Source organism: Tumebacillus lacus (genome assembly GCF_026410385.1).
Taxonomy (GTDB): Bacteria; Bacillota; Bacilli; order Tumebacillales; family Tumebacillaceae; genus Tumebacillus; species Tumebacillus lacus.
The window spans coordinates 185,194-208,672 of record NZ_JAPMLT010000007.1; the positions used below are offsets into that span (position 1 = coordinate 185,194).

At 59.3% G+C, this 23,479-nt stretch carries 23 protein-coding genes; 21 read left to right on the plus strand and 2 right to left on the minus strand.

Annotated features, from left to right (window positions below):
- Positions 1-3: 3 nt before the first annotated feature.
- The 10 genes from OS242_RS13340 to OS242_RS13385 all read left to right on the plus strand — a co-directional run bounded on the left by OS242_RS13340 (position 4) and on the right by OS242_RS13385 (position 11,066).
- Positions 4-960 carry an ABC transporter permease gene (locus OS242_RS13340; RefSeq protein ID WP_267152173.1) on the plus strand — a complete coding sequence of 319 codons (957 nt, stop codon included), beginning with the start codon at positions 4-6 and terminating at the stop codon, positions 958-960.
- Positions 961-975: 15 nt separating this feature from the next.
- The gene (gene opp4C / locus OS242_RS13345; protein WP_267152174.1) at positions 976-1,908 is read left to right on the plus strand and encodes an oligopeptide ABC transporter permease; all 933 of its coding nucleotides are present in this window, start codon (positions 976-978) and stop codon (positions 1,906-1,908) included.
- 21 nt (positions 1,909-1,929) lie between these two features.
- Complete coding sequence (locus tag OS242_RS13350) at positions 1,930-2,916, plus strand: ABC transporter ATP-binding protein (RefSeq protein WP_267152219.1); 987 nt, start codon at positions 1,930-1,932, stop codon at positions 2,914-2,916.
- A complete protein-coding gene (locus OS242_RS13355) occupies positions 2,909-3,874 on the plus strand; it encodes an ABC transporter ATP-binding protein (protein WP_267152175.1) in 966 nt (321 codons plus the stop codon). The genes OS242_RS13350 and OS242_RS13355 overlap by 8 nt, the downstream gene beginning before the upstream one ends.
- 94 nt (positions 3,875-3,968) lie before the next feature.
- Positions 3,969-4,646 carry a LytTR family DNA-binding domain-containing protein gene (locus tag OS242_RS13360; protein WP_323372946.1) on the plus strand — a complete coding sequence of 226 codons (678 nt, stop codon included), beginning with the start codon at positions 3,969-3,971 and terminating at the stop codon, positions 4,644-4,646.
- 155 nt (positions 4,647-4,801) lie between these two features.
- Complete coding sequence (locus OS242_RS13365; protein WP_267152176.1) at positions 4,802-6,325, plus strand: acetyl-CoA hydrolase/transferase family protein; 1,524 nt, start codon at positions 4,802-4,804, stop codon at positions 6,323-6,325.
- A 140-nt stretch (positions 6,326-6,465) separates the two neighbouring features.
- The gene (locus tag OS242_RS13370; protein WP_267152177.1) at positions 6,466-7,497 is read left to right on the plus strand and encodes an LLM class flavin-dependent oxidoreductase; all 1,032 of its coding nucleotides are present in this window, start codon (positions 6,466-6,468) and stop codon (positions 7,495-7,497) included.
- A 165-nt stretch (positions 7,498-7,662) separates the two neighbouring features.
- A complete protein-coding gene (locus OS242_RS13375; protein ID WP_267152178.1) occupies positions 7,663-8,568 on the plus strand; it encodes a DMT family transporter in 906 nt (301 codons plus the stop codon).
- A 165-nt stretch (positions 8,569-8,733) separates the two neighbouring features.
- On the plus strand, positions 8,734-9,696 hold the full coding sequence (locus OS242_RS13380; protein WP_267152179.1) for an AAA family ATPase: 963 nt from the start codon (positions 8,734-8,736) through the stop codon (positions 9,694-9,696).
- Positions 9,697-9,773: 77 nt separating this feature from the next.
- Complete coding sequence (locus OS242_RS13385; protein WP_267152180.1) at positions 9,774-11,066, plus strand: NCS2 family permease; 1,293 nt, start codon at positions 9,774-9,776, stop codon at positions 11,064-11,066.
- Positions 11,067-11,110: 44 nt separating this feature from the next.
- Here OS242_RS13385 and OS242_RS13390 read toward each other — a convergent pair whose 3' ends face one another.
- On the minus strand, positions 11,111-11,752 hold the full coding sequence (locus tag OS242_RS13390) for a DUF2306 domain-containing protein (RefSeq protein WP_267152181.1): 642 nt from the start codon (positions 11,750-11,752) through the stop codon (positions 11,111-11,113).
- A 136-nt stretch (positions 11,753-11,888) separates the two neighbouring features.
- On the opposite strand from OS242_RS13390, the gene OS242_RS13395 reads away from it, so the two are divergent.
- The 6 genes from OS242_RS13395 (at position 11,889) to OS242_RS13420 (ending at position 15,001) form a co-directional block, all read left to right on the plus strand.
- The gene (locus tag OS242_RS13395; protein WP_267152182.1) at positions 11,889-12,074 is read left to right on the plus strand and encodes a hypothetical protein; all 186 of its coding nucleotides are present in this window, start codon (positions 11,889-11,891) and stop codon (positions 12,072-12,074) included.
- Between the two features lie 42 nt (positions 12,075-12,116).
- Complete coding sequence (locus OS242_RS13400) at positions 12,117-13,052, plus strand: carbohydrate kinase family protein (protein ID WP_267152183.1); 936 nt, start codon at positions 12,117-12,119, stop codon at positions 13,050-13,052.
- A gap of 6 nt (positions 13,053-13,058) precedes the next feature.
- Positions 13,059-13,973, plus strand: a complete 915-nt coding sequence (locus OS242_RS13405) for a pseudouridine-5'-phosphate glycosidase (RefSeq protein WP_267152184.1) — start codon at positions 13,059-13,061, stop codon at positions 13,971-13,973.
- An 86-nt stretch (positions 13,974-14,059) separates the two neighbouring features.
- Entirely contained in the window at positions 14,060-14,386 is a 327-nt protein-coding gene (locus OS242_RS13410) for a DUF6054 family protein (RefSeq protein ID WP_267152185.1), read from the plus strand.
- Between the two features lie 131 nt (positions 14,387-14,517).
- Positions 14,518-14,805 (plus strand): DUF3055 domain-containing protein, encoded by a 288-nt coding sequence (locus OS242_RS13415; protein ID WP_267152186.1) that lies wholly within the window; start codon positions 14,518-14,520, stop codon positions 14,803-14,805.
- A gap of 49 nt (positions 14,806-14,854) precedes the next feature.
- Positions 14,855-15,001, plus strand: a complete 147-nt coding sequence (locus OS242_RS13420) for a hypothetical protein (protein WP_267152187.1) — start codon at positions 14,855-14,857, stop codon at positions 14,999-15,001.
- Between the two features lie 56 nt (positions 15,002-15,057).
- Here the strand turns inward: OS242_RS13420 and OS242_RS13425 are convergent, their stop codons facing one another.
- The gene (locus OS242_RS13425) at positions 15,058-15,624 is read right to left on the minus strand and encodes a DUF2062 domain-containing protein (protein WP_267152188.1); all 567 of its coding nucleotides are present in this window, start codon (positions 15,622-15,624) and stop codon (positions 15,058-15,060) included.
- A 211-nt stretch (positions 15,625-15,835) separates the two neighbouring features.
- Between OS242_RS13425 and OS242_RS13430 the strand changes: the two genes are divergently transcribed.
- From OS242_RS13430 to OS242_RS13450, 5 genes are all read left to right on the plus strand, one after another.
- On the plus strand, positions 15,836-16,693 hold the full coding sequence (locus OS242_RS13430) for a carbon-nitrogen hydrolase family protein (RefSeq protein ID WP_267152189.1): 858 nt from the start codon (positions 15,836-15,838) through the stop codon (positions 16,691-16,693).
- Between the two features lie 16 nt (positions 16,694-16,709).
- Entirely contained in the window at positions 16,710-17,390 is a 681-nt protein-coding gene (locus OS242_RS13435) for a GNAT family N-acetyltransferase (protein ID WP_267152190.1), read from the plus strand.
- Between the two features lie 90 nt (positions 17,391-17,480).
- On the plus strand, positions 17,481-18,788 hold the full coding sequence (locus tag OS242_RS13440; protein WP_267152191.1) for a globin-coupled sensor protein: 1,308 nt from the start codon (positions 17,481-17,483) through the stop codon (positions 18,786-18,788).
- A gap of 97 nt (positions 18,789-18,885) precedes the next feature.
- Entirely contained in the window at positions 18,886-20,919 is a 2,034-nt protein-coding gene (locus OS242_RS13445) for a site-specific DNA-methyltransferase (protein ID WP_267152192.1), read from the plus strand.
- Positions 20,920-20,934: 15 nt separating this feature from the next.
- A complete protein-coding gene (locus OS242_RS13450) occupies positions 20,935-23,439 on the plus strand; it encodes a DEAD/DEAH box helicase family protein (RefSeq protein ID WP_267152193.1) in 2,505 nt (834 codons plus the stop codon).
- Positions 23,440-23,479: the final 40 nt, after the last annotated feature.

Sequence of the window (23,479 nt, forward strand, 5' to 3'; positions counted from 1 at the left end):
CTCATGGCCATCTATGTGCTGCGCAGGGTATTGAACATGATCCCGATCTTGATCGGGGTGTCGGTGATCATCTTTTTCGTGTTTGCGATGACGCCCGGTGACTTTGTGGACAGCAACCAAAAGCTCACCCCGGAGAGACAGGCGGAGTTGCGGGCGCTGTACGGGCTGGACAAGCCGGTGCTGGAGCGGTATTTCATCTGGATGGGCAATGTGCTGCAAGGCGACTTTGGCTATTCGATGCAGCATCAGATCCCGGTGACGTCGCTGTTGAATCAGTATTTATGGAATTCGTTTATGATCGCGGTGGCGACGTTGTTTTTGACGTGGACGATCGCGCTGTTTATCGGGGTGTTTTCGGCGGTCAGGCAGCATTCGTGGTTTGACGCGTTGGTGACGCTCGGTGTGTTTGCGACGATGTCGTTTCCGTCCTTTTTCCTCGGCTTGCTCCTGATCAAGTTTTTCGCGGTCGATCTGCACTGGCTGCCGGTCGGCGGGATGATCTCGACCGGGTCGCAGACGACCGGCTGGGCGTATGTGTGGGAAGTGGCCAAGCATATGATCTTGCCGGTGATCGTGCTGACGGTGCTCGGGGTCGGGTCGCTGACCCGCTATTTCCGCACCAACATGCTCGATGTGATCCGGCAGGACTTTGTGCGGACCGCCCGGGCCAAAGGGCTGAAGGAAAAGGTGGTCGTGTACAAGCACGCGCTGCGCAACGCGCTCCTGCCTGCGATCACGTTGCTGGCGTTTGAACTGCCGGGCTTGTTTGCCGGGGCGATCATCACGGAGAAGATCTTCAACTGGCCGGGTGTGGGGCAGATCCACATGCAGGCTCTCGAGATCCGGGACTATCCGGTGTTGATGGGGCTGACGATGCTGTTGTCGATGCTGACCATCGTCGGCAATCTGCTCGCCGATATCATGTACGGCGTGGCAGACCCGCGCGTGCGGATCAAGTAGAGAGGAGGTTTTCGTATGTCTGCAAATGCAGGGACTGTGTCGGAGAAAAACCCGGGTGTACGGGCCAAGTCGGCGAAACCGGCCTCCCCTTGGGCGCACGCGTTCCGCCGCTTGCGGAAAAATCGTCTGGCGGTGACGGGGCTGGTCTTTCTGATCTTGATGGGGCTGTTTTGCACGGTCGGGCCGCTGTTTTCGCCGTATGTGGACGAGCGGGTGACCGGTGCGAATTTTAACCGGCCGCCGAGCGCGCAGAATTGGCTTGGCACAGACAATCTCGGGCGGGATATCCTGACCCGGCTGATGCTGGCAGGACGGATCTCGCTGACGGTCGGCATCGCGTCTATGCTGCTCTCCGTGTTGATCGGGTCGGTGCTCGGCGCGGTCGCCGGGTACTACCGGGGGATCGTGGATCAGGTGATCATGCGGTTTGCCGATGTGCTGATGACGATCCCGAGCCTGCCGCTCCTGATCATCATGGGGGCGGTGTTGTCCGATCTGAAGGTGCCGTCCGACTACCGGATCTACATCGTCATGCTGATGCTTTCGATCTTGGGCTGGCCAGGGCTGGCGCGGTTGGTGCGCTCGCAGATCCTGACGCTCTCTCAGCGCGAGTTTATGCAGGCGACGGAAGTGCTCGGGCTGCGGGATCGCCGCAAGATCTTTGTCCATCTGCTGCCGAACACGCTGCCGCTGTTGATCGTCGTGGCGACGCTGAGCGTGGCCGGGGCGATCCTCAGCGAGTCGGTGCTGAGTTACCTCGGGCTCGGGGTGACGCCGCCGACGCCGTCGTGGGGCAATATGATGGACTCGGCCAACTCGTTGATCGATTTCCAAAAGCGGCCGTGGTTGTGGATGCCGCCCGGTGTGGCGATCTTTGCGACGGTGATCGCGATCAATCTGCTCGGGGAAGGTCTGCGCGATGCGCTCGACCCGAAGATGAAAAAGTAGGTGACAGGGACGATGACGACGATGACGAACACACTGGCGGAAATCAAAGGTCTCAGCACCTATTTTCACACGGAGGAAGGGATCGTCAAGGCGGTCGACGACGTGTCGTTTTCCATCCCGGCCGGCCGCACGGTCGCGGTCGTCGGCGAGTCGGGCTGCGGCAAGAGCGTGACGGCGTTGTCGGTGATGCGGCTCGTGGCGGAACCGGGCCGCATTGAGAAGGGCGAGATCCGCTTTGGCGATCAAGACCTGCTCCGGCTGCGGGAAGGGGAGATGCGCGGGCTGCGCGGCAACGACATCGCGATGGTGTTTCAAGAGCCGATGTCGTCGCTCAACCCGGTGCTGACCATCGGCGAGCAGTTGATCGAGCCGCTGATGGAGCACCGCCTGCTGTCAAAAAAGGAGGCGCGTGCCGAGTCGGCCGGGCTGATCACCCGCGTCGGCATTCCGCGCGCGGAGGAGATGCTCAAAGCCTACCCGCATGAACTGAGCGGCGGCATGCTCCAGCGGATCATGATCGCCATCGCGCTCAGCTGTCAGCCGAAGTTGCTGATCGCCGACGAACCGACGACGGCGCTCGATGTGACGGTGCAGGCGCAGATCCTCGATCTGCTCAACGGGATCAAGGCGGAGTCGAACACGGCGATCCTGCTGATCACGCATGATCTGGGCGTGGTGGCGGAGATGGCCGATCATGTCGTGGTGATGTACGCGGGCAAGGTGATCGAGGAAGCGCCTGTGATCGAACTGTTCCAAAACCCCCGGCATCCGTACACGAAAGGCCTGCTGCGCTCCAAACCGGTGATCGGACGGCGGGAGGAGCGGCTGTACTCGATACCCGGACAGGTGCCGCAGTTGATCGGACTTGGCGAGGCGTGCGCGTTTGCCGACCGCTGCGAGTCATGTCTGCCGGTCTGCCGGGAGCGGCGGCCGGTGATCACACAAGGCGAGAACGGACATCTCGTGGCATGCTGGCTGTACGAGGAGGGAGTCTCGCGCGATGAGTGATGCGATGCTGGAAGTCAAAGATCTGAAAAAATACTACCCGATCACCGGCGGGCTCTTCGGCCGGACGGTCGCCCACGTGAAAGCGGTGGACGGCATCTCGCTGTCGATTGCCAAAGGAGAGACGTTCGGTCTGGTCGGCGAGTCGGGCAGCGGCAAGAGCACCGTCGGCCGCACGATCCTGCGCTTGACCGACAAGACGGCGGGCGAGGTGAGATTTAAAGGAAAAGACCTCTACTCGCTGTCCAAGCAGGACCTGCGCCAGATCCGACCGGAGATGCAACTGGTGTTTCAAGATCCGTACGGGTCGCTGAACCCGCGGATGCGGATCGGAGACGCGATCGGTGAGGCTCTGCTCGATCACGGGCGGGCTTCCCGGGCGGAAGTGCGGGACAAAGTGCTGGAGACGCTGGCGCTCTGCGGGCTGTCTTCGTCGCACATCGACCGCTATCCGCACGAGTTTTCCGGCGGGCAGCGACAGCGGGTGGGGATCGCGCGGGCGATCATCCTCAATCCGGAGTTTCTGGTCGCCGACGAGCCTGTGTCGGCGCTGGACGTGTCGATCCAGGCGCAGATCATCAATCTGTTCAGCGACCTGCGCGACCGGCAGGGGCTGACGTATCTGTTCATCTCCCACGATCTGAGCGTCGTCGAGCATCTGTGCTCGACCATCGGCGTGATGTACCTCGGCTCGATGGTGGAGATGGCACCGCGCGATGAGCTGTTTGCCCAGCCGCTGCACCCGTATACGCGGGCGTTGCTGTCGGCGGTGCCGATCCCCGATCCGACGCTGAAACGGGAGCGGATCGTGCTGCGCGGCGACATCCCAAGCCCGGTCGATCCGCCGAGCGGGTGCAAGTTTCACACGCGTTGCCCGGTGGCGACAGACGCCTGCCGGGAGTCGGCTCCGGAGTTTCGCGAGGTCGGCAGCGGACATTTTGTGGCGTGTCATCTGGTATAGGGCGGAAAAGCTGACAGGGAAGAGGCTGTCAGCTTTTTTGCATGGGATGGTACAATAACAAGCAAAGAGAGCAGGTACAAAGGGGAGAGAACCGATGAATTTGCGAATGATCAAACAGATGATCGGATCGATCAGCGAGGTCCTGCCGCAAGAGGCGTCGATTGCGCTGGCCGATCAGTCTCAATATTTGCTGTACCGTCCCAGCCAAAAGATCGACCTCGGCATTCATCCCGGCGAGCCGGTCAAGCACGGGTCGATTGCGGAGCAGACGCTGTTGGAAAAGAAAAAGGTGGCGCATTTTGTGCCGGCTCACTTGTTCGGGGTACCGTACTTTGGACTTGGGACGCCGCTGTATGATGAGCAAAATCAGTTGATCGGGGCGTTGACGATCATCGTGCCGCCAGAAAGGACGCAGGGACTGCCGGATCTGGGACCGCGCACGGAGTATGTCGTCGGGCAGGCGGACAATCGATTTGTCCCGGTGCATGAAAGTGAGATCGCGTTTTTCTCGTCTCGGGAAGGGGCGACGTACATGCACACGCAGACGGAGGTGCTCAAGGTGCGTCAGACGCTCCAGTCGCTGGAGATGACGCTGCCGAGCCATCAGTTTTTTCGGTGCCATCGGGCGTTTTTGGTCAATATCGGCTGGATTCGCGAGATCATGCGCGATTTTCATTCGACGTTTCTGCTCACGATGAAAGACGGTGCGCAGAGCAAGATCCCGGTCAGTCAGAAATATGCGAGTGCGTTTCGGACGATGTTGGACTTTTAAAGGGGCAGCGTGCCCCTTTTTTTCATGCCGATTTTTGCTGGCTCAGCGGCAAATCTGCTGTTTTAGGGGGAGACAAACGCAAGGCAGGGAGGGCTGTGATAGGATGATGAAAACGTTATCACGTTATCAATAGAATGATGGGGAGGATCAGAGCGATGATTGAACAGAGAATCCGCAACCGTGAGTTTATGGATAAATTGATGAGCGCTGAACAGGCGTCGACTTTGATAAAAGACGGGATGACCGTCGGCTTGAGCGGATTTACCCGTTCGGGCGATGCGAAAGTGGTGCCGCTGGCTTTGGCGGACCGCGTGAAAAAGAGCGGTGAGAAGTTGAAGATCAATCTGTTCACCGGCGCGTCGATTGGCGATGAGGTGGACGGGGTGTTGGCGGAGGCGGGATTGATCGCCAAGCGGCTGCCGTTCCAAAACGAGCGCAAGATGCGGGCCAAGATCAACACGGGCGAGATATTGTTTGTCGACCAGCATCTGTCGCATACGGCAGAGCAGGTGCGAAATGGATTTTTGTCGCCGATTGACGTGGCGATTTTGGAAGCGGTGGCGATCACGGAAGACGGCGGGATCGTGCCGTCGACGTCGGTGGGGAATTCTTCGATTTTTGCGTCGCTGGCCAAGACGATCATAATAGAACTCAATGTCTTACAACCGGTCGGTTTGGAGGGGCTGCACGATATTTATGATCCGCAGATGCGGGGGCAACGCGATCCGATCCCGCTGAAGGCTGTCGATCAGCGCATCGGCACGACGTATATTCCGGTGGACCCGGCGAAAGTGGCGGCGGTCGTCGTGACAGAAAAGTCCGATCAGACGGCGGGGATCGTGCCGCCGGACGAGGAGACGCAGCGAATGGCCGGGCATCTGATCGAATTTTTCCAGCACGAGATCAAGCTGGGCCGTCTGCCGAACCACCTCGCGCCTTTGCAGTCGGGCATCGGTTCAGTGGCCAACGCGGTGTTGCACGGGTTTTTGAAGAGTGACGTGACCGATCTGGTCGTGTATTCGGAAGTGTTGCAAGACGCGGTGTTCGATCTGATGGATGCGGGCAAGGTGAAGTTTGCATCGGCGTGCTCGATCACGCTGTCGCCGGAGCGGGCGGAGGATGTGGTGCGCAACATCGACAAGTACCGGGATCGGATCGTATTGCGACCGCAGGAGATCTCCAATCACCCGGAGATCATCAGACGTCTCGGGTTGATTGGGATCAATACGGCGATTGAGTGCGACATCTACGGCAACGTCAATTCGACGCATATCATGGGCACGAATATGATGAACGGGATTGGCGGCTCGGGTGACTTTGCCCGCAATGCGTTGCTCGGAGTGTTTGTGACCAAGTCGACGGCGAAGGATGGAAAGATCTCCAGCATCGTGCCGTTTGCGTCGCATGTCGACCACACGGAGCACGACGTCGATCTGATCGTTACCGAACAAGGTCTTGCCGACCTGCGCGGGCTGGCTCCCCGCGAGCGGGCGAAGGTGATCATCGAAAACTGCGCTCATCCGATGTACAAAGACGCGCTGCTCGACTATTACCGTGAAGCCTGCAAGCGCGGCGGTCACACCCCGCACCTGCTGCAAGAGGCGCTGGCCTGGCATGTCAGATACCAAGAGACGGGCACGATGCGTGAAGCGGTGTCTGTGAAGCAACGTGAGAAATAGGGAGCAAGGGAAGAAGTCCATCCAGACAGGGATGGGCTTCTTTGCTTTCCCGGAGTGTGTGCTCCGATACATTGACTGTTTGTGAAGTAAATGTTATTTTACTTATGTAGCGATTTGCTTTTTTAAAGGAGAGATCAGATATGCTAAAATTTAGTGTGCTCGATCAATCACCGGTCTGCACCGGCCGCACTCCGGCCGACGCCGTGCGGGAGACGGTGCAATTGGCGCAACACGCCGAAAAGATGGGCTATCAACGGTTCTGGCTGGCCGAACATCACAATATGACGATGCTGACCTCTTCCACCCCGGAAGTCCTGCTCGCTCACATCGCCGCGCAGACGTCGACGATTCGCGTGGGCTCGGGCGGGGTGTTGCTCTATCATTACAGTGCGCTGAAGGTCGCGGAGAATTTTAAAATGTTGCAAGCGCTGTATCCGGGTCGGATCGATCTTGGGATCGGCCGGGCACCGGGCGGCGACTATGCAACGTCGCTGGCCCTGCGCGAAGGCGAGCCGGCGGCGAACAACTTCCCGCAAAAGCTGCTCTCGTTGATCGGCTTCTTGCAGGACGAGATGCCGGCCGGACATCCGTATGCCAACATCGCGGCGATGCCGACCGATGTGCCGTTCCCGGAGCTGTGGTTGCTCGGCTCCAGCGATCAGAGCGCCTACTATGCGGCAGAGCTTGGCTCGGCCTATTCGTTCGCCCACTTCCTCGTCGGCGGTACGAACGGCATCGCGGCGATGCGCGCGTATCAGGATCGGTTTAAACCGGGTCTGATCGACAAGCCGGAGAGCTCGCTCGGCATCTTTGTCATCTGCGCCGACACGGATGCGGAGGCGGAGCGGCTGGTGCAAAGCCGGATGTACTCGATGATGCGCCTCGAGAGCGGCAAAGGCGGTCCGGTGCCGTCTGTGGAAGAAGTGGCGGCGCAACGCTTGTCCGACTACGAACGCGCTCACATGGCCCAAGTCCGCCAGCGTGCCATCGTCGGCGACAAGACCTCGGTGAAACAGCAGATCCTCGCGATGCAGAAAGACTACAACGTGGACGAGTTCCACGTGCTGACGGTCGTGCATGATTTTGAAGCGAAACTGCGCTCGTATGAGTTGCTGGCGGAGGCGTTTGATTTCAAACCGGAACCCCAATTGGAAGCGGCAGCCCGTTCGTAAACGACGAGGACCTGCACAAACCGCATGGAACAGCATCACCGGCAGTCGCATTCCGCTGGCCGGTGGTGTTTTTTCCTGTTCAGGGGCATACAGTTCGAGAGGAATTGCCGGGTTAAGGACCGAATCTATTGCAAGAAAGCCTGATTTGATGGGGGGCGCAAAAACGTGAATCGATTTTATTTGGGTGTGTGCTTGATCCTCCTCTCGTCTGTGGGCTTTGGGGTGATCCCGATCTTTGCCAAGTACGCCTATCAGGGCGGTGCCAACGTGGCGACGATCCTGTTTGTGCGCTTTGCGGTGGCCTCGTTAATCTTCTTCCTCTATCTGTGGTGGAGACGGCGATTGCGGGTCTCCTTGACGAAAAAGCAATGGGCGTCGCTGTTTGTGTTTGGCGGCGTGGTGTATGCGCTGATCTCGACGTGGTATTTTGAAGCGTTGCATTATATCTCCGGGTCGCTCGCGACTCTGCTGTTGTACACGTATCCGCTGTTTGTGGTGGTGCTGAGCATCTGGTGGGAAAAGAGCGGGTTTTCCAAATCGACGCTGTCGGCCATTCTGCTGTCGCTGCTCGGACTCGCAGTGGTGCTCGGGACCAACTACGGGGAGATTCATTATTACGGCGTCTTTTTGGCGATGATCGCGTCGGTGGGGTACGCGGTGCATATCGTGCTGATGAACCGGATGGTCAAGGCGATGCCGCCGTTGCTGACTTCGGCGTTTATGATGCTGTTTACGACGGTGACGCTGTTTGTGATTGCGCTTTGGACAGGGACGTTGGATTTTCAGTTTAACGGCGTCGCGTGGCTGTCGATCATCGGGCTGAGCTTTGCGTCGACGATCTTGTCGCTGCTGACTTTTTTTGTGGGGCTGGAGATGGTCGGGTCGACGAACGCTTCGATCCTGAGCATGATGGAGCCGCTGATCACCATCGTGCTGTCGGTGCTGATCCTCGGCGAGACGTTTACCGGCGTGCAGATGATCGGCGCGGTGGTGGTGATCGCCGGAGCGGTAATCGTGGTGCGCAGCCAAGGTCGCAGTCAGGGAAAGGTCGAGATCAATCATTCGGCATAGAAAAAATGGGATACGAGCAGTAACGCGCTGTCGACCGAGGTCGGCGGCGTCTTTTTATTTGGCAGGAGTTTACTTCTTGAAGTTTATCAGCGAGGGTGACAAAATAAAATTAACAAAGTTCGCTGTGCGACGCAGTGGTGAAATGGGTAAAGGAGAGTCTCGCGAATGCCTAAGTTTGTGATGTTGGTCGGGTTGCCGGGCAGCGGCAAGTCGACGATCGCCCCGCTGGTGGCGGTGAAGGAAAAAGCGCTGCTGCTTTCGTCCGACAAGATGCGGCAGGAGTTGTTCGGCGATGAAACTCATCAGGATGACAACGGGCTGTTGTTTGACCAATTGTATGCACGCGCCCGTCAGACCTTGAAGGAAGGCCGGTCGGTGGTGATCGACTCGACGAACATCTCGCAGAAGCGGCGGATGGGCGTGATCAAGCAGTTTGAACGGTATGTGCGCGAGGTATATTATCTTGCCACGCCCTACGAGGTCTGTCGGCAGCGAAACCAGGCTCGTGACCGCGTCGTGCCGGAAGCGGCGCTTTTGAAGATGTACAAATCGCTCCAGATCCCCGCTCTGTATGAGGGCTGGGATGAGATCCATCTGATGCACCACGAGACACCGAGCGAGACGCCGTATGCGCCGTTTGGCGACGAGCAGGCCGGGTCGCATGACCGGCTGTTCGGGGAACTGGCGGAGTGGTCCGGGTATTTTCGGGCGATCCATGACATGGCGCAGGACACGCCGCATCACAGCTTTTCGGTCAGCCGTCACTCGTACCATGTGCTGGATCATCTGCGGGCCACGTACGAGGGGGAGGACCGGGAGCAGATGCTGTGGGCGGCCTTGTTGCACGATCTGGGCAAGAGCGTGTGCAAGGCATTTAAGCCGGGCAGCCGCTATGCGCATTTTTACGGGCATGAAAATGTGTCGGCACAGATGACGGTGGAACTGCTGCGCAAGGCCGGGTATGATGACCTTTACATCTATGAAGTCGCGCAGGTCGTGCAATTGCATATGCGGCTGTTGCACAACCAAGGCAATGCCGATGCGAATGCGAAACTGAAAGCTCTCATCGGCAAAGAGATGTATCAAACATTGGAAATGTTCCGGAAAGCGGATGTCAGCGGGAAGTGACCTGTGGTAGAATGACAATCGTGCATCGAAAGATGAAACGGGCGGGTTGAGGGGCTACTGGTAAAAGAGGAAGTCATTTGCGCAAACATGTCCGGAAGCTCTTTGATTTGCAAGGGCACGGGTCTACGTTGAAGACGGAAGTGATGGCGGGTTTGGTCACGTTTTTTGCCACGGTCTATATCGTGGCGGTCAACGCGTCCATTCTCGCCGATGCGGGGATTCCGCTGGAGGCGGGCATCCTCGCGACGGTGCTGACCGCGTTTGTCGGCTGCCTGTTGATGGGGCTGTGGAGCAACGCGCCGCTGGTGCTCGTGCCTGGCATGGGGGTCAATGCGCTGTTCTCCTACACGCTCGTTCACGGGCTTGGCCTGTCGTGGCAGGAAGCGCTCGCGGCAGTCACCGTATCGGGGCTTTTGTTCACGGTGATCGCGTTCACGCGGCTGGCGAACGTGCTGTCGGAGGCGATCCCGTCGTCGTTGAAAGAAGCGATCACAGTCGGCATCGGCCTGTTGCTTACGTTTATCGGCCTGCAGAAGAGTGGGTTGATCCAGCCGAGCGACTCGACGCTGGTGGCGCTCGGAGACCTCAGTTCGACCGGGGTATGGCTGACGCTGCTCACGCTGTTGATCACGCTGGTGCTGTTTGTCCGCGGGGTGAAGGGCAACTTCCTGATCTCGATGGTGATCGGGACGGTGCTCGCCCTGCTGGCAGGCAGCGTGTCGCCGGCAGGCATGGCGGGGAGCGGGTTTTCGTTGTCCTCCTATGCCGATGTGATCGGTGCAGTGTCGTTTGGCAGCGTCGGCACGGTCGTGTTTTGGGTCGCCGTGTATTCGATGACGATGGTCTTGGTGTTTGAGAACATCGGGCTCCTGCACGGGTTCCTCGGCGAGCGGCCGGAAAAGTTCCCCCGCGCGCTGCAGGCCAATGCGGTCTCGGCGCTGACGGCAGGTCTCTTTGGCACGTCGCCGACGGTGACGACCGTCGAGAGCGCGGCAGGCGTGGCGGCAGGCGGCAAGACGGGGATCACGGCGCTGACGACCGGCGTGCTGTTTTTGCTCACGCTCGGTCTGACTCCGCTGATCAAGCTGATCCCGAGCAGCGCCATCGTGCCGATTCTGTTTGTGATCGGCGGGCTGATGATTCAGAATGTGAAGAAGATCGACTTCGGGGACTTTACGGAAAGCTTCCCAGCCTTTCTGATCCTCGCTCTGATCCCGCTGACGTACTCTATCGTTGACGGGATGGCGTTCGGCTTTATCGTGTATCCGCTGCTGAAGTTGGCGACGGGACGCGGGAAAGAAGTCTCGGGGCCGCTGTATGCGGTGTCGGGGTTGTTCTTGCTGTATTTTGTGTTGCATGCGTTGGGATAAAGGAAAAAGACCGGTCACGCCAGGAAAGCGGCGTACCGGTCTTTTTACGCGTGCAGAGGCACGGCTTTGCGGGAACGTCCGCGACGGATGATCCACTCGGCAAAGGTCAGATTGCCGACCCAGCAGATCCAGATGGCGAACTGGTAGGCGGTGATGTGGTCGAGACCGATCACGGTGTCGCCGATCATCAGCCAGATATGCAGTGTGGTGTTGGCGAGCGACAGGGCGTAGCTGCGGATCATCCACGCGTGGTGACCGCTGTAGTCGCGGAGCTTGATCATCGTGACCGAGCGCCAGGTGGCGGCAAACCAGATCGTGCTAAGTAGGAGGAAGCCGATGATCGAGACGACCCCGCCGTCCGCATAGAAGCTCAGATACAGGGCGGTGAGAGCGGCGATCAGGACGGCCAGCACGTAGATTGTGCCGTTGCGGCGATGCCAGCCGGGTGATTTGACCCGCAGCTTCTGAGAAAATCCAAACGGGCCGGTCAACACGGCGACGGAGGCGGCAACGATATGCGTGTAGAGGACGGGGAGCCAGATCTCGGTTTGGACCCCTGTCCAGTCTTTTTGGGCGATGATTTTGGTGTCATGAACATCGAGCACGAGGTTGGACGTCAAAGTGTGACCGATCCAGCCTGCTGCCAGCAGAAAAAGCAAGATGAGCGAGAGATTGCGAGTGCGCATAAACGGGTGACTCCCTTCTGTACGAGACTGATTATACACAACAACGCGCACGAGGTGAAAGAGGGAATGAATGTGGGGCAGATCGTGATCGATTTGGCGGGCTCTCACATAGGGTAGTATCACAAGGGGGGAGTCGATGGTCGAACGAGATAAGGGGCAAGAGCTGGAACAGCGGGTCAACCGGCTGGAGAAGGAACTGGATGAAATCAGGAGGAGTCTGAGCGGCGGCGGTTTTGTCACCGAGTTTTTGACCGGTTTTTTCGCGGTGTTGATCGTGATGCTGGGACTGCTTTTTGTCTATAAGTTGGCGTACGGGATCTAGGCGGGTACAATGGAAGGGGTTGAGGAAAAAGGAGGTTCCTGCATGCGGGATGGGGTATTGTGCGTCGGAGCGGCCCATGTGGACCGCAAGGCGTATGCGCAGACAGACGTGAGGCTGAAGACTTCGATCCCGGTTCGCTCGGAGACGGGACTGGGCGGAGTGGCGCGAAATGTGGCGGAGAATCTGGTGCGGCTCGGAACGCCTGTTGCGCTGATCTCCCGCATCGGCGGTGATGCGGAGGGCGACCGGGTGCGTCGGGAGATGGCGGCGCTCGGGATCGATCTCGCCGGACTGACGACGTCGGACGTGCGGTCGACCGCTTCCTATACGGCGGTGCTGGAGGCGGGCGGCGAACTGGTGGTCGGGCTCGCCGACATGGAGATCTATGAGGAACTGACGCCGGAGCGAGTCGATGCGCTGCCGGATGAACGGCTGGCGCGACCGATATGGTTTCTCGATACGAATCTGTCCGCCGCCACGCTGGAACGGCTGGCCGGACGGGCAGCGGTGGGACAACTGCTGACAGCCGATCCGGTGTCGGTGCCCAAAGCGAGCCGGTTGTTGCCGATCCTCGGGCGGATCGATGTGCTGTTTCCCAGCCGCGAGGAGGCGGAGTTGCTCAGCGGACTGGCGATCCGCACGCCGGCGGAGGCGCAGCGGGCGGCCGAGCAGATCGCCAAGCTCGGCGTGGGTCAGGTAATCATCACGCTGGGCTCGTGCGGGGTCTGTGCGGCCGGAAAATGGCTGAACGGCCAAGAGTCGGCGTTGACCGCCAACGTTCGCGATGTGACAGGAGCCGGAGACGCGTTGATCGCCGGGTATCTGCACGGGCTCGCCGGCGGGCAGAGTGCGCTGGACGCGATCCGTCTGGGCATCGCGGCGGCGACGCTGACGGTGGAGCATGCGGCGACGGTGCACCCGGAGATGGGGCCGGAATTGATCCGGCAAAAGATGGAACATTGGACAAAAGGAGTTTGACGCAGCATGAAATCGTACTTGGAACTGCACCCGGAAGTGGAACAAGCGTTGCAAGAGGGGAGGCCTGTCGTCGCGCTCGAATCGACGATCATCTCGCACGGGATGCCGTATCCGGAAAACGTGCAGACCGCTCGTGAGGTGGAAGCGATCATCCGCGAGCAAGGCGCGGTCCCGGCGACGATCGGGATCATGAACGGCAAGATCAAGATCGGGCTGAGCGACGAGGAGTTGGAGGCGTTCGGCAGCTCGAAGGACGTGATGAAAGTCAGCCGACGGGACCTGCCCTATGTGGTCTCGCAACAGAAAAACGGAGCGACGACGGTCGCGGCGACGATGATTGGCGCCCAGTTGGCCGGCATCTCTGTCTTTGTCACCGGCGGGCTGGGCGGTGTGCACCGCGAAGGGGAAGTGACGATGGATATCTCCGCCGACCTGACCGAACTGGCGCAGACCAGCGTCGCTGTCGTCTGTGCCGGAGCCAAGTCGATCCTCGACATCGGCCGCACGCTGGAATACTTGGAGACGCAAGGCGTGCCGGTGATCGGGTATCGCACCGATGATTTCCCGGCTTTCTATACCCGCAAAAGCGGCTACGGCGTCGATTGCCGCCTCGACTCGCCGGAAGAGACGGCCGCACTGCTCAAAGCCAAATGGGACCTCGGCCTCGCAGGCGGCCTCGTGATCGCCAACCCGGTGCCGGAAGCGGACGCCCTCGACGAGCAGGAGATGGAAGCGAACATCGAGCGCGCGCTGAGCGAAGCGAAACAGCTCGGGATCAAAGGGAAGGACGTCACCCCGTTCCTGCTCGGCAAGATGAAGGAGATCACGCAAGGCAGAAGCCTCGTCACCAACATCGCACTGGTCAAACACAACGCGCTCGTTGGCGCGCAGATCGCCAAGGAATATGCGCGATTGAAATAAGGAAGAGCCCCCTCCGCGAATCGGGTACGATGCGCGGAGGTTTTTTATGGTAAACTGGGGATAAAGACATCGACGGGGGTGCTGAGATGAGCAAGATCGACATGCGCGTGGCCTTGACACCGAAGGAAGCGCTGGAAAAGGTGTTGAATCGACAGACGGCCGATCTGGTGCACGAGGAGTTTCATGACTTGGGGGCGGGTCGCCAGATGGGGACGCTGGTGTTTGAAAAGTATTATTTTCGGGCGGGCAATCGGGCGGCTCTCGTTGTGATCGCCGACAATTTGCAGGGCGTTACGGAGGTGCGGATCGTGGCGACAGGCAGCGGACGAGGGGTCTTTTTTAAGATGGACAGCGGGGCGGCTACTGACTTCGCACGGAGTGTGGAAGAGATCTTGGCGGACGATCAGGTCTGAGCGGGGATGAGCACTAAAATATTTCAGAATAGTCTAAATAACTCAAAATCCCATGCGGGGAGGTGAGTTGGCAGGTCTGACAGGCTCCCTTATAATGGGGCGTACTACCTCACCAAGGGGGCGATGCAAGAATGAATCAGATCCTGTTCGATCACGAAGAGATGACGAGAACGCGTCACGTGGGATTTATCGCGGGGGACACCCGCTTTGATTACATGCTGACCTATTCGCAACACTTTTTCGGAAAGACGGTTGTGACTTGCTTGCAGTCGAAAAAGAGCGCGATCCTCGGCAGCGAAGACTTGGAGATGCTCGAGGAGTTTGCCGATCAGTTTGGATTGGCGTTGGAGGACGCGGAGCATCTGGCGCGATTTTTGGAGGGGCCGCTGAGCGATCAGTTGCTGCGCACAAAGTATTAACAGAAAGTCAGGCGTTTGGGCACCCTATCTGGCAAAGGGGGTCTGACCTATGAGACATAAGCAGCACTTTCCGACGCAAGCCAAGCGACAGCAAAAGCAGGCGGACGCGCCGGTGTCGGCTTGGCCGTCTGTCCAACAGTTGGACAGACGCATCCCGTTTATGCCGCATGAGCCGAGCGACACGGCTTGGGGCTGATGCAGAAAAAAAGAAACCGTGCGAGGAGATCCCGCACGGTTTTTCCATATCTCGTATTACTTGGTGGCTTCCTTGATCTCGATGTCGGCCAGTTCGGTGATCGGCTCGGCCAGAGAGCGGCGTGCTCTGCGCTTTTCGGTGCGTTTGTTTTGCGCGAGTTCCAGCAGGTATTTGATCGGGAAATAGACGATCACGCCCAGCACCGCGCCGACGATCATGCCGCCAACGATCAGGTCGAGCGTGCCGCGAATCAGGCTGAATACGGTTTCTAGCCAGGGAGCACTGAAGTGGGTGGTGGCCAGGAAATCGTCGGGCACAATAAAGTTACCGACCTTTTGGTTCAAAAACGCCATCGGCAAATAGATGATCTTGCCAAACAGGAAACCGATCAACGCGCCTGGCAAGGAGGCGCGGAACAGATAGACGAGCGGCAGAATCAAAAGCGCTGCCAATCCAAGCGTCGGCAAGGTGAACATCTCGATGAAGATGCCGATCGAGAATCCTTTGGCGACGATGGCCGCTCCGCCTTTGGCGCGGAACAGCTGCAAAATTTTGTATCGGGCCCATCGTTTCAGGGACTGTATCCGTGTGGTGGAGGAGTTCGGTGTTTTCTGTTGGTCCATGTCTCCCTATCCTTTGGCAAAAGTTTTGGTTGTAGCACGGCAGAACGCCTCGTATCTTTTTATTATGCCACTTTCGGGCGGTGGTTTAAAGCAATTTGTTGGTTCTTTTGTTTTTTTGTCGAAAGTGCTTCTCAGATCAGGGCCCGATGCTTTAGAATAGTAAGCTGTAAAAGCGTTGAAAATATACGGGTCTGAGAAGGAGAAGGAGCCGATGAAAATACGAGTATCCGCTGTGCAGTATCATCTGCACACGATCCATAGCTTTGATGAGTTTGCCGCACAGGTGGAGCATTACGTCCGCACGGCGATGGAGTTTGAGACGGAGTTTGTGCTGTTTCCGGAGTTTATGACCACGCAATTGCTGTCGATTGGCGACAGCAGCGGCAACGCACTGTCGATCAACGATCTGCCCGATTTTACCGACCGCTATGTGGAGCTGTTTTCCCGACTGGCGGCCGAGACCGGGATGCATCTGATCGGCGGCACGCACGTGGTGCGCAAAGAAGGCAAATTGTACAACGTCTGTCATATGTTCTACCCGGACGGTCGCATCGCGGAACAGGCGAAACTGCACATCACGCCGACCGAGGTGCATGAGTGGGAGTTGGAAAAAGGCGAAGACTTCAAGGTGTTCGACACCGACAAAGGCCGCGTGGCGCTGATCACCTGCTATGACATGGAGTTCCCGGAGATCGTGCGCATCGCCAAGGCACGGGGTGCCGACGTGGTGTTCTGCCCGTCCTGCACCGATGACCGTCATGGCTTTTACCGCGTGCGTTACTCCTGCCATGCCCGCACGATTGAAAATCAGATCTACGTCGTCAACGCCGGCACGGTCGGCTCGCTGCCGACGGTCGATTTTATGCGCGCCAACTTCGGTCAAGCTGCGATCCTGACGCCAAACGACATTCCGTTCCCTCCGGGCGGGGTGCTCGCGGAAGGGGAGATCGGTCAGGACATGATCATCACCGCCGACCTCGATCTCGACCTGCTGTACAAAGTGCGGGAAAAAGGCTCGGTGACGACGTGGCGTGACCGCCGCACTGATCTGTACACCGACTGGAGCTGATGAGGAGGGAACGCCGTTGTACCGCAAGACATGCTATGTGTTTGACGGGAACAACCGGCCGGTCCGGGCGGTGATCCGCAATTATCGACGGGAAGACTTTGCCGAGCTGATCGATGTGCAGCGGGAGAGCTTCCCGCCGCCGTTCCCTTCGGAGCTGTGGTGGAACGAGGAGCAACTGACCAACCATGTGACGCGGTTCCCCGAGGGGGCGGTGTGCGTGGAGATCGACGGGCGGATCGTCGGTTCGATCACGGGACTGGTCGTCGATCTGCCCGACCCGCAGCAGGCGCACACGTGGGCGGAGATCACCGATGAAGGCTACATCCGCAACCACGACCCGCAAGGCGACACGCTGTACATCGTCGACATCTGCATCCGGCCGTCGCACCGTCAGTACCGGCTGGGCAAATTGTTGATGCAGGCGATGTATGAGCTGGTCGTGCACAAAGGGCTGTCCCGGCTGCTCGGCGGCGGCCGGATGTCCGGCTACCACCGCGTCGCCGACGAGATGACGGCCGAGCAGTATGCCGATGCGGTGGTGCGCGGTGAGCTGTATGATCCGGTGATCACGTTTCTGCTGAAATGCGGCCGGACGCCGGTGCGCGTGGTGCCGGGCTATCTGGACGATGAGGAATCGCGGGATCACGCGCTGTTGATGGAATGGCAAAATCCGTTTTGGAAAAAGACGTTGGCGTAGCGGCCGACGTCTTTTTTTATTTTGCATGACTTGTACAAAGGCATCATAAGTTATACAATACTTATACAAACGACGGGTGGAGGTTCTGACATGAAGTGTCCCTTTGGGTTTCTCAGCAAGGTGAAAAAACAGACGGCAGCAGCGGAACATGGGCGTGAACGACGGGAACCGATCCGGGTGGAAGACCGCGAGATCATGGCTCGGTTGCACTATATGAATCTGGATCAGTCGCATCTCGACGCATTGCGGGAGATCCATCCGGTGGTGCTGGCGAAGGCGGATGCGATGTTTGAGGAGATCCTTGATCTCGTGCCGCAGACGATGACGATCCATGAGGTGGCCGACCGGTCGACGAGGGAGCGGTTGAAAAAGGTGTTCATGCATTACACCGACACCCTGTTCCAAGGACGGATCGACGACGAGTACATCCAGTATCGCAAGCGGATCGGGTTGACGCACAACGGGGTGCAACTGCCGGTGGAGTGGTTTTTGGCGACGTTTCAGACGATCTTTTCCTATCTGGTGCCGGAGTTTGTCAAGCTGTTCGCGCATGATCCCGACAAGCTCAGCCATGTGTTGCTGGCGGTGACAGGACTGGTGAATTTTGACAAGCAACTCGTGACCCAAGAGTATCTGGACTCGCGGACGCGGACGATTGAGCAGTTGTTGAAAGAGCAGACGACGGTGCAACAGGAACTGAGCGAGATGGGACAGCATCTGGCGGCATCGGTGCAGCAGACCAGTTCGTCGGCGCAGGAGACCGGCGAGAAGGCGACGCTGGTGATGCAGGAGACGGAGGCGACGATGAAGAGCTCGCGCAATCTGCACAACTTGACGACGCTGTCGGTGACCCGCGTCGATGAGGTGACGGCGAAGATGAACCGGCTGCGGCAGGAGGTGGAAGGATCGGTCGGCGGTATCGAGGCGCTGTCTCAGTTGTTGTCCCGGATCACGGAGATGTCGCGAAATATCGAGCAGATCGCCAACCAGACCAATCTGCTGTCTTTGAACGCGTCCATCGAGGCGGCGCGCGCGGGCGAGCATGGCCGTGGATTTTCGGTGGTCGCGCAGGAGGTGCGCGCGCTGGCGGTTGCGACGAAGGATACGAACACGCTGATCAACGAGATGGTGCGGGAGAGCGGGGCCAACATGGCGGCGATCCGTCAGAATCTCGACAACATGACGCAGGCGGCCGCAGCGACGGAGGAGGCGGTGTCCGATGTGCGCGGGTCTTTGCTCGCGGTGTCGATGGAGATGGAGCAGAGCACGGAGATGTTTGCGGCGAATAAGCAAAATCTGGACGGGATTCTCGTCGCGGTGCAGGAGATCTCCACGACCATCGATTCGCTGTCGGTGCTGGCGATGGCGTTGGCCAACAAGGCGGAACGCACGGTGTGAGTCTTTTTTTCAGAAGAGAGATCAGATTCGGACAAAGCCCTTGCCGGGATGGCGGGGCTTTTTTATGATGGAAAGAACAGGAGAGGAGTGAGCGGCGATGGCAGGAGTGGATGAGGAACGGATCAAGGCGTTGCGGCAACTGGTGCCCGAGGCGTTTGTTGACGGGGTGCTGGATGTGGATGCGCTGAGGGCGGAGTTGATGCCGGACGGGGAGGAGAGCGGATCGGTGGAGCCGTTTGGGCTGCAATGGCCGGGGAAGCGGCAGGCGCGGCTCTTGGCGGTGCAGGACCCGTCCTTGACGCTGGCAAGGGTCGGCGGGGAAGGCGCGGACGAGGAGACGACCGGGCATGTGCTGATCGAAGGGGAAAATCTGGAGGTGCTTCGGATCTTGCAGCGCGGCTACAGAGGGCGCGTCGGGGTGATCTATATCGATCCGCCGTACAACACGGGGATGGATCTGTTGTACCCGGATCGGTTTGGTCAGTCTGCAAGGGAGTATCTGGAGCACAGCGGGCAGGCGGATGCAGGCGGGTTGCTGACGAGCAATCCGAAAGCAGGCGGGCGCTATCACACGAACTGGCTGAACATGATCTACCCGCGCTTGAAACTGGCGCGCAATCTGCTGCGGGCGGACGGGTTGATCTGTATTTCCATCGGCGATCAGGAAGTGCATCATTTGAAAAGTGTGATGGATGAGCTGTTTGGCGAGGAGAATTTTATCAATCTGGTGTCGGTCAAGACCAAGGTGGCGGCCGGAGCGTCGGGCGGCGGTGAGGACAAGCGGTTGAAGAAAAATATCGAGTATTTGCTGATCTACGCGAAGGATCAGAGCGAACTGGGGAGCTTTGCGGGGAAGGTGCAGGGCGAGCCGCTGATGGACGTGATCGGGGAGATGCGCGAGGCGGGGCAGAGCTGGAAATATACGAGCATCCTGCGCGGCGCGGGTGAGCGGCGGTATGTGAAGACGATCCAGGACGGAGACGGGCAGCCGCTCCAGATCTATGTGCGCGAGGGGATCGAGCGGACGACGGTGCGGGAAGTGATGAAAAGGGAGGGGCTGACGGAGGAAGAGGTGTATCGAAAATACCTTGGATGCATTTTCTCCGACACGAATGCGCAGACGAGCATCCGGACGCGGTTGATCGAGGCGATGCCACCGCTTAAGGACGGGCAGATGTATGAGCTGGAATATGTACCCCGCTCGGGCAAAGACAAGGGGCGCCAGGTGGTGCACAGCTACATCGGCCGCACGGTGAGACGGGTGATCTGGCTCGGGGATGTGGCGTCGGAGCAGGACGGGGTGCTGGTCAAAACGGAGCGGTTGGGGACGCTGTGGGATGACTTGAAGTACAACAATGTGGGGAAGGAGGGCGAGTTGTCGTTTCCGAACGGGAAAAAGCCGGTGGAACTGGTGAAGCGGTGTCTGGAGTTGATCGAGGATGATCAGGCGCTGGTGCTCGACTTTTTTGCCGGGTCGGGGACGACGGGGCATGCGGTGTATGAGTTGAACCGGCAGGACGGCGGACGGCGGCGGTTTGTGCTGGTGCAGATGCCGGAGCCGATGGAGGGGGCGTTGGCAACGATCTCCGAGCTGACGAAGGAGCGACTGCGCCGCTCTGCCCGGCAGGTGCGGGAAGCAGGAGCGACGGCGGAGCAGGACCTCGGGTATCGCGTGTACCAAGCGGTGCCGCCTCGAGTGCGGACCTGGCAGGCGTATGAAGGGAGCGACATCGCGGAGCTGGAAGTGCTGCTGGCACGGCACGTGTCGCAGTTGGAAGAAGGGAGAGCAAAGAATATGCAGGCAGAGGTCGTGCAGGCAGAGGATACGTTGTGGAAGGGGTGGCGGGCGGAGGACTTGTTGGTTGAGATCTTGATCGGGCAGGGGTTTCCGCTCGACAGCCAGGTCGCGGTACGGGAGGAGTATGCGACCAATGCGGTGTGGGAAGTCTCGCACGAGACGGTGCCGGTGCGGCTGTGGGTGTGTCTGGATGCGCAGGTGCAGGTGGAGACCGTGCGAGGCCTGACCGAGCGGGATGCAGGAACGCCGGTGGTATGGATCTGTTTGGACGGTGCGTTGAGCGACCGGGACAAAATGATGCTGTCTGAACGAGTGACCGTACAGACGATGTAAAGGGGGGAACAGGCTGTGGTGACGTTTCAGTTTGATCCGCATCAGGCCCATCAGGTGCAGGCGGTGGAGAGCGTCGTAGAAGTGTTTGAAGGCTATCCCGCGCACGGGGAGGCACGGTTGCTCTCTCTCGTGCATAGGGTACAGGAACGAAACGGCCTGCCCGTGACGGCGGAGCTCGACGTGGACGAAGGGCCGGTGCTGGTCGGGGACGAGACGGTGCGCGCCCCGCATGTGACGGTGGAGATGGAGACGGGCACCGGGAAGACGTATGTGTATCTGCGCACCCTGCTGGAACTGCACAAGCGGTACGGGTGGAGCAAATATGTCCTCGTCGTGCCGAGCGTAGCGATCTATCAAGGGGTAATAAAGACGGTCGAGGTGACGAGGTCGCATTTTGCGGCGTTGTACGGCAATGAACCGATCACTCTTGTCGAGTATGACGGATCGCAGCCTGGACGAATCCGGGGGTTTGCTGCTGATCAGGGATTGCACCTGCTGTTGATGACGCGGGACTCGCTGAACAAAGCGAGCAACAATTTCTACAAAGTCACGGAGAAACTGCGCGGCGAAAAGCGGCCGTTTCAATACGTGCAGGAGACGCGTCCCGTCGTGATCCTTGATGAGCCGCAAAATATGAACACAGAACAAGCCCTCGCCGCCGTCCGCACCCTGCATCCGCTGGCTGTGCTGCGCTACTCGGCGACGCACAAGCGGACGCCGAATCTGGTGTATCGTCTGACCCCGGTCGACGCCTACACGCAGGGCCTTGTCAAAGGCATCGAAGTGGTCGGGCTGGCCGAACTGGGGCAGGGGAATGCGCCCTCTTTGCGGCTGTTGTCGGTGACGAGACACCCGTTCACGGCAAAGGTGCTTGCAGTCAGAATGAGAGCCGGTCTGACGGAGGAAGCGGAGATCACGCTGAGGCAAGGCTCGGACCTGCACGAACTGACGAAACGGGAGGAGTATTGCGGCTATGTGGTCGCCGACATCCGGCTCGGGCGCGAGGAAGGCAGGGACTGCGTGGAGTTTGAAAATGGCGCGGTCGTCTCGTCCGGCGACGAGGCGGCCGGGTCGCGGGAGGCTGTGTTTCGGGCACAGATCGAAAAGACAATCGAGGTGCATCTGCGGCGGCAGGCGGAACTGCGGCCGCTCGGGGTAAAGGTGTTGTCGCTGTTTTTCATCGACCGCGTGCGCCATTTTACGGCGGAGGACGGGATGATCAAGCGGCTGTTCGACGAGTGTTTTGACCGAATGAAGGGGAGCGACCCGCATTTTGCGTCAATGAACGCCGCCGAGGTGCGGGAAGGGTACTTTGCCCGCAAGCAGGACGAGGCGGTCGATACGCAGGGGCGAGCTCAGGAGCGGGAAGCGGAGCAGGCTGCGTTCGCGTTGATCATGAAAGACAAGGAGCGGCTGCTGTCGTTTGCGGAGCCGGTGGCGTTTTTATTCGCCCATTCGGCGCTCAAGGAAGGGTGGGACAATCCAAACGTGTTCCAGATCTGCACACTGAACGAGACGCGCTCGCTCCTGCGCAAACGGCAAGAGATCGGGCGCGGGCTGCGCTTGGCTGTGGATCAGCGCGGCGTGCGGGTGAGCGACCCGGGCGTGAATGTGCTGACCGTCGTGGCGAATGAAAGCTACGAGCGCTATGTGCAACAACTCCAGCAGGAGTACGCCGACGACGGATACCGCCCGCCTGCCAAGCCGCGCAAGCCCGGTGAGGCGGTGGCCGTGCGTGAGGAGCAGGTGTTTGCATCGGCTGAGTTTCGCGCGTTTTGGGAGCGGCTGAACCGACGGGTGGAATGCGCGTATGAGATCGACACGGACGCGTTGGTGGAGGAGAGTGTAGGGCGGCTGGATGCGGCTGTCTTTCCCGAGGCGGCGATGGTCTGGACGCAAGGGAGAGTGGGGGGAACGGGGGCGCCTGTGCAACGGAGCGCGGTGACGGGGATCGAGTTGCCGCAGTACCCGGTCTTTGATCTGATGGAGCGGGTGGCAGCAGAGACCGACCTGACGCGGCGGACGGTGCTGGCGATCTGGCAAGGGGTGCGGCCGGAGCAGAAGGAGAAGTTGTTTGCCGATCCGGAAGGGTGGTGTGCCGTTTTCTTGCGTGAGATACGAGCGGTGCTACAAAGGCAGATCGCAGACTCGATGCGCTTTGATGTGCGGCCGGAGCGGATGGCTGAGGAGATCGAGGTGTTCTTTCCCAAAGAGCGGCGTCTGCCGCAGAAAGACTGGGCGGTGACGGACGGCCGGGGGCTGTATGACAAAGTGACGGTCGACTCGGCGGCCGAGCGGGAGTGGGTCGAGAGCCGGAGCGGGTCGGGGCAGACCTTGTTCCAATTTCCGGCCGCCTATCGGATCAGACTGCCGAAGATCATCGGCGACTACACGCCGGAGTACGGGGTGATCGGCGGGGAAGATCCTTGCGTGCTGGCTCGCCGTGGCGGTCTGAAGGCGCGGTGTGCGGCGAAATATTTTGCTGCGCTGGGTATCGCGTTTCGAGTAGATGAGAGCTGACAGGTGATTGGAATCTGTCAGCTTTTCTGTAGGATGTAAA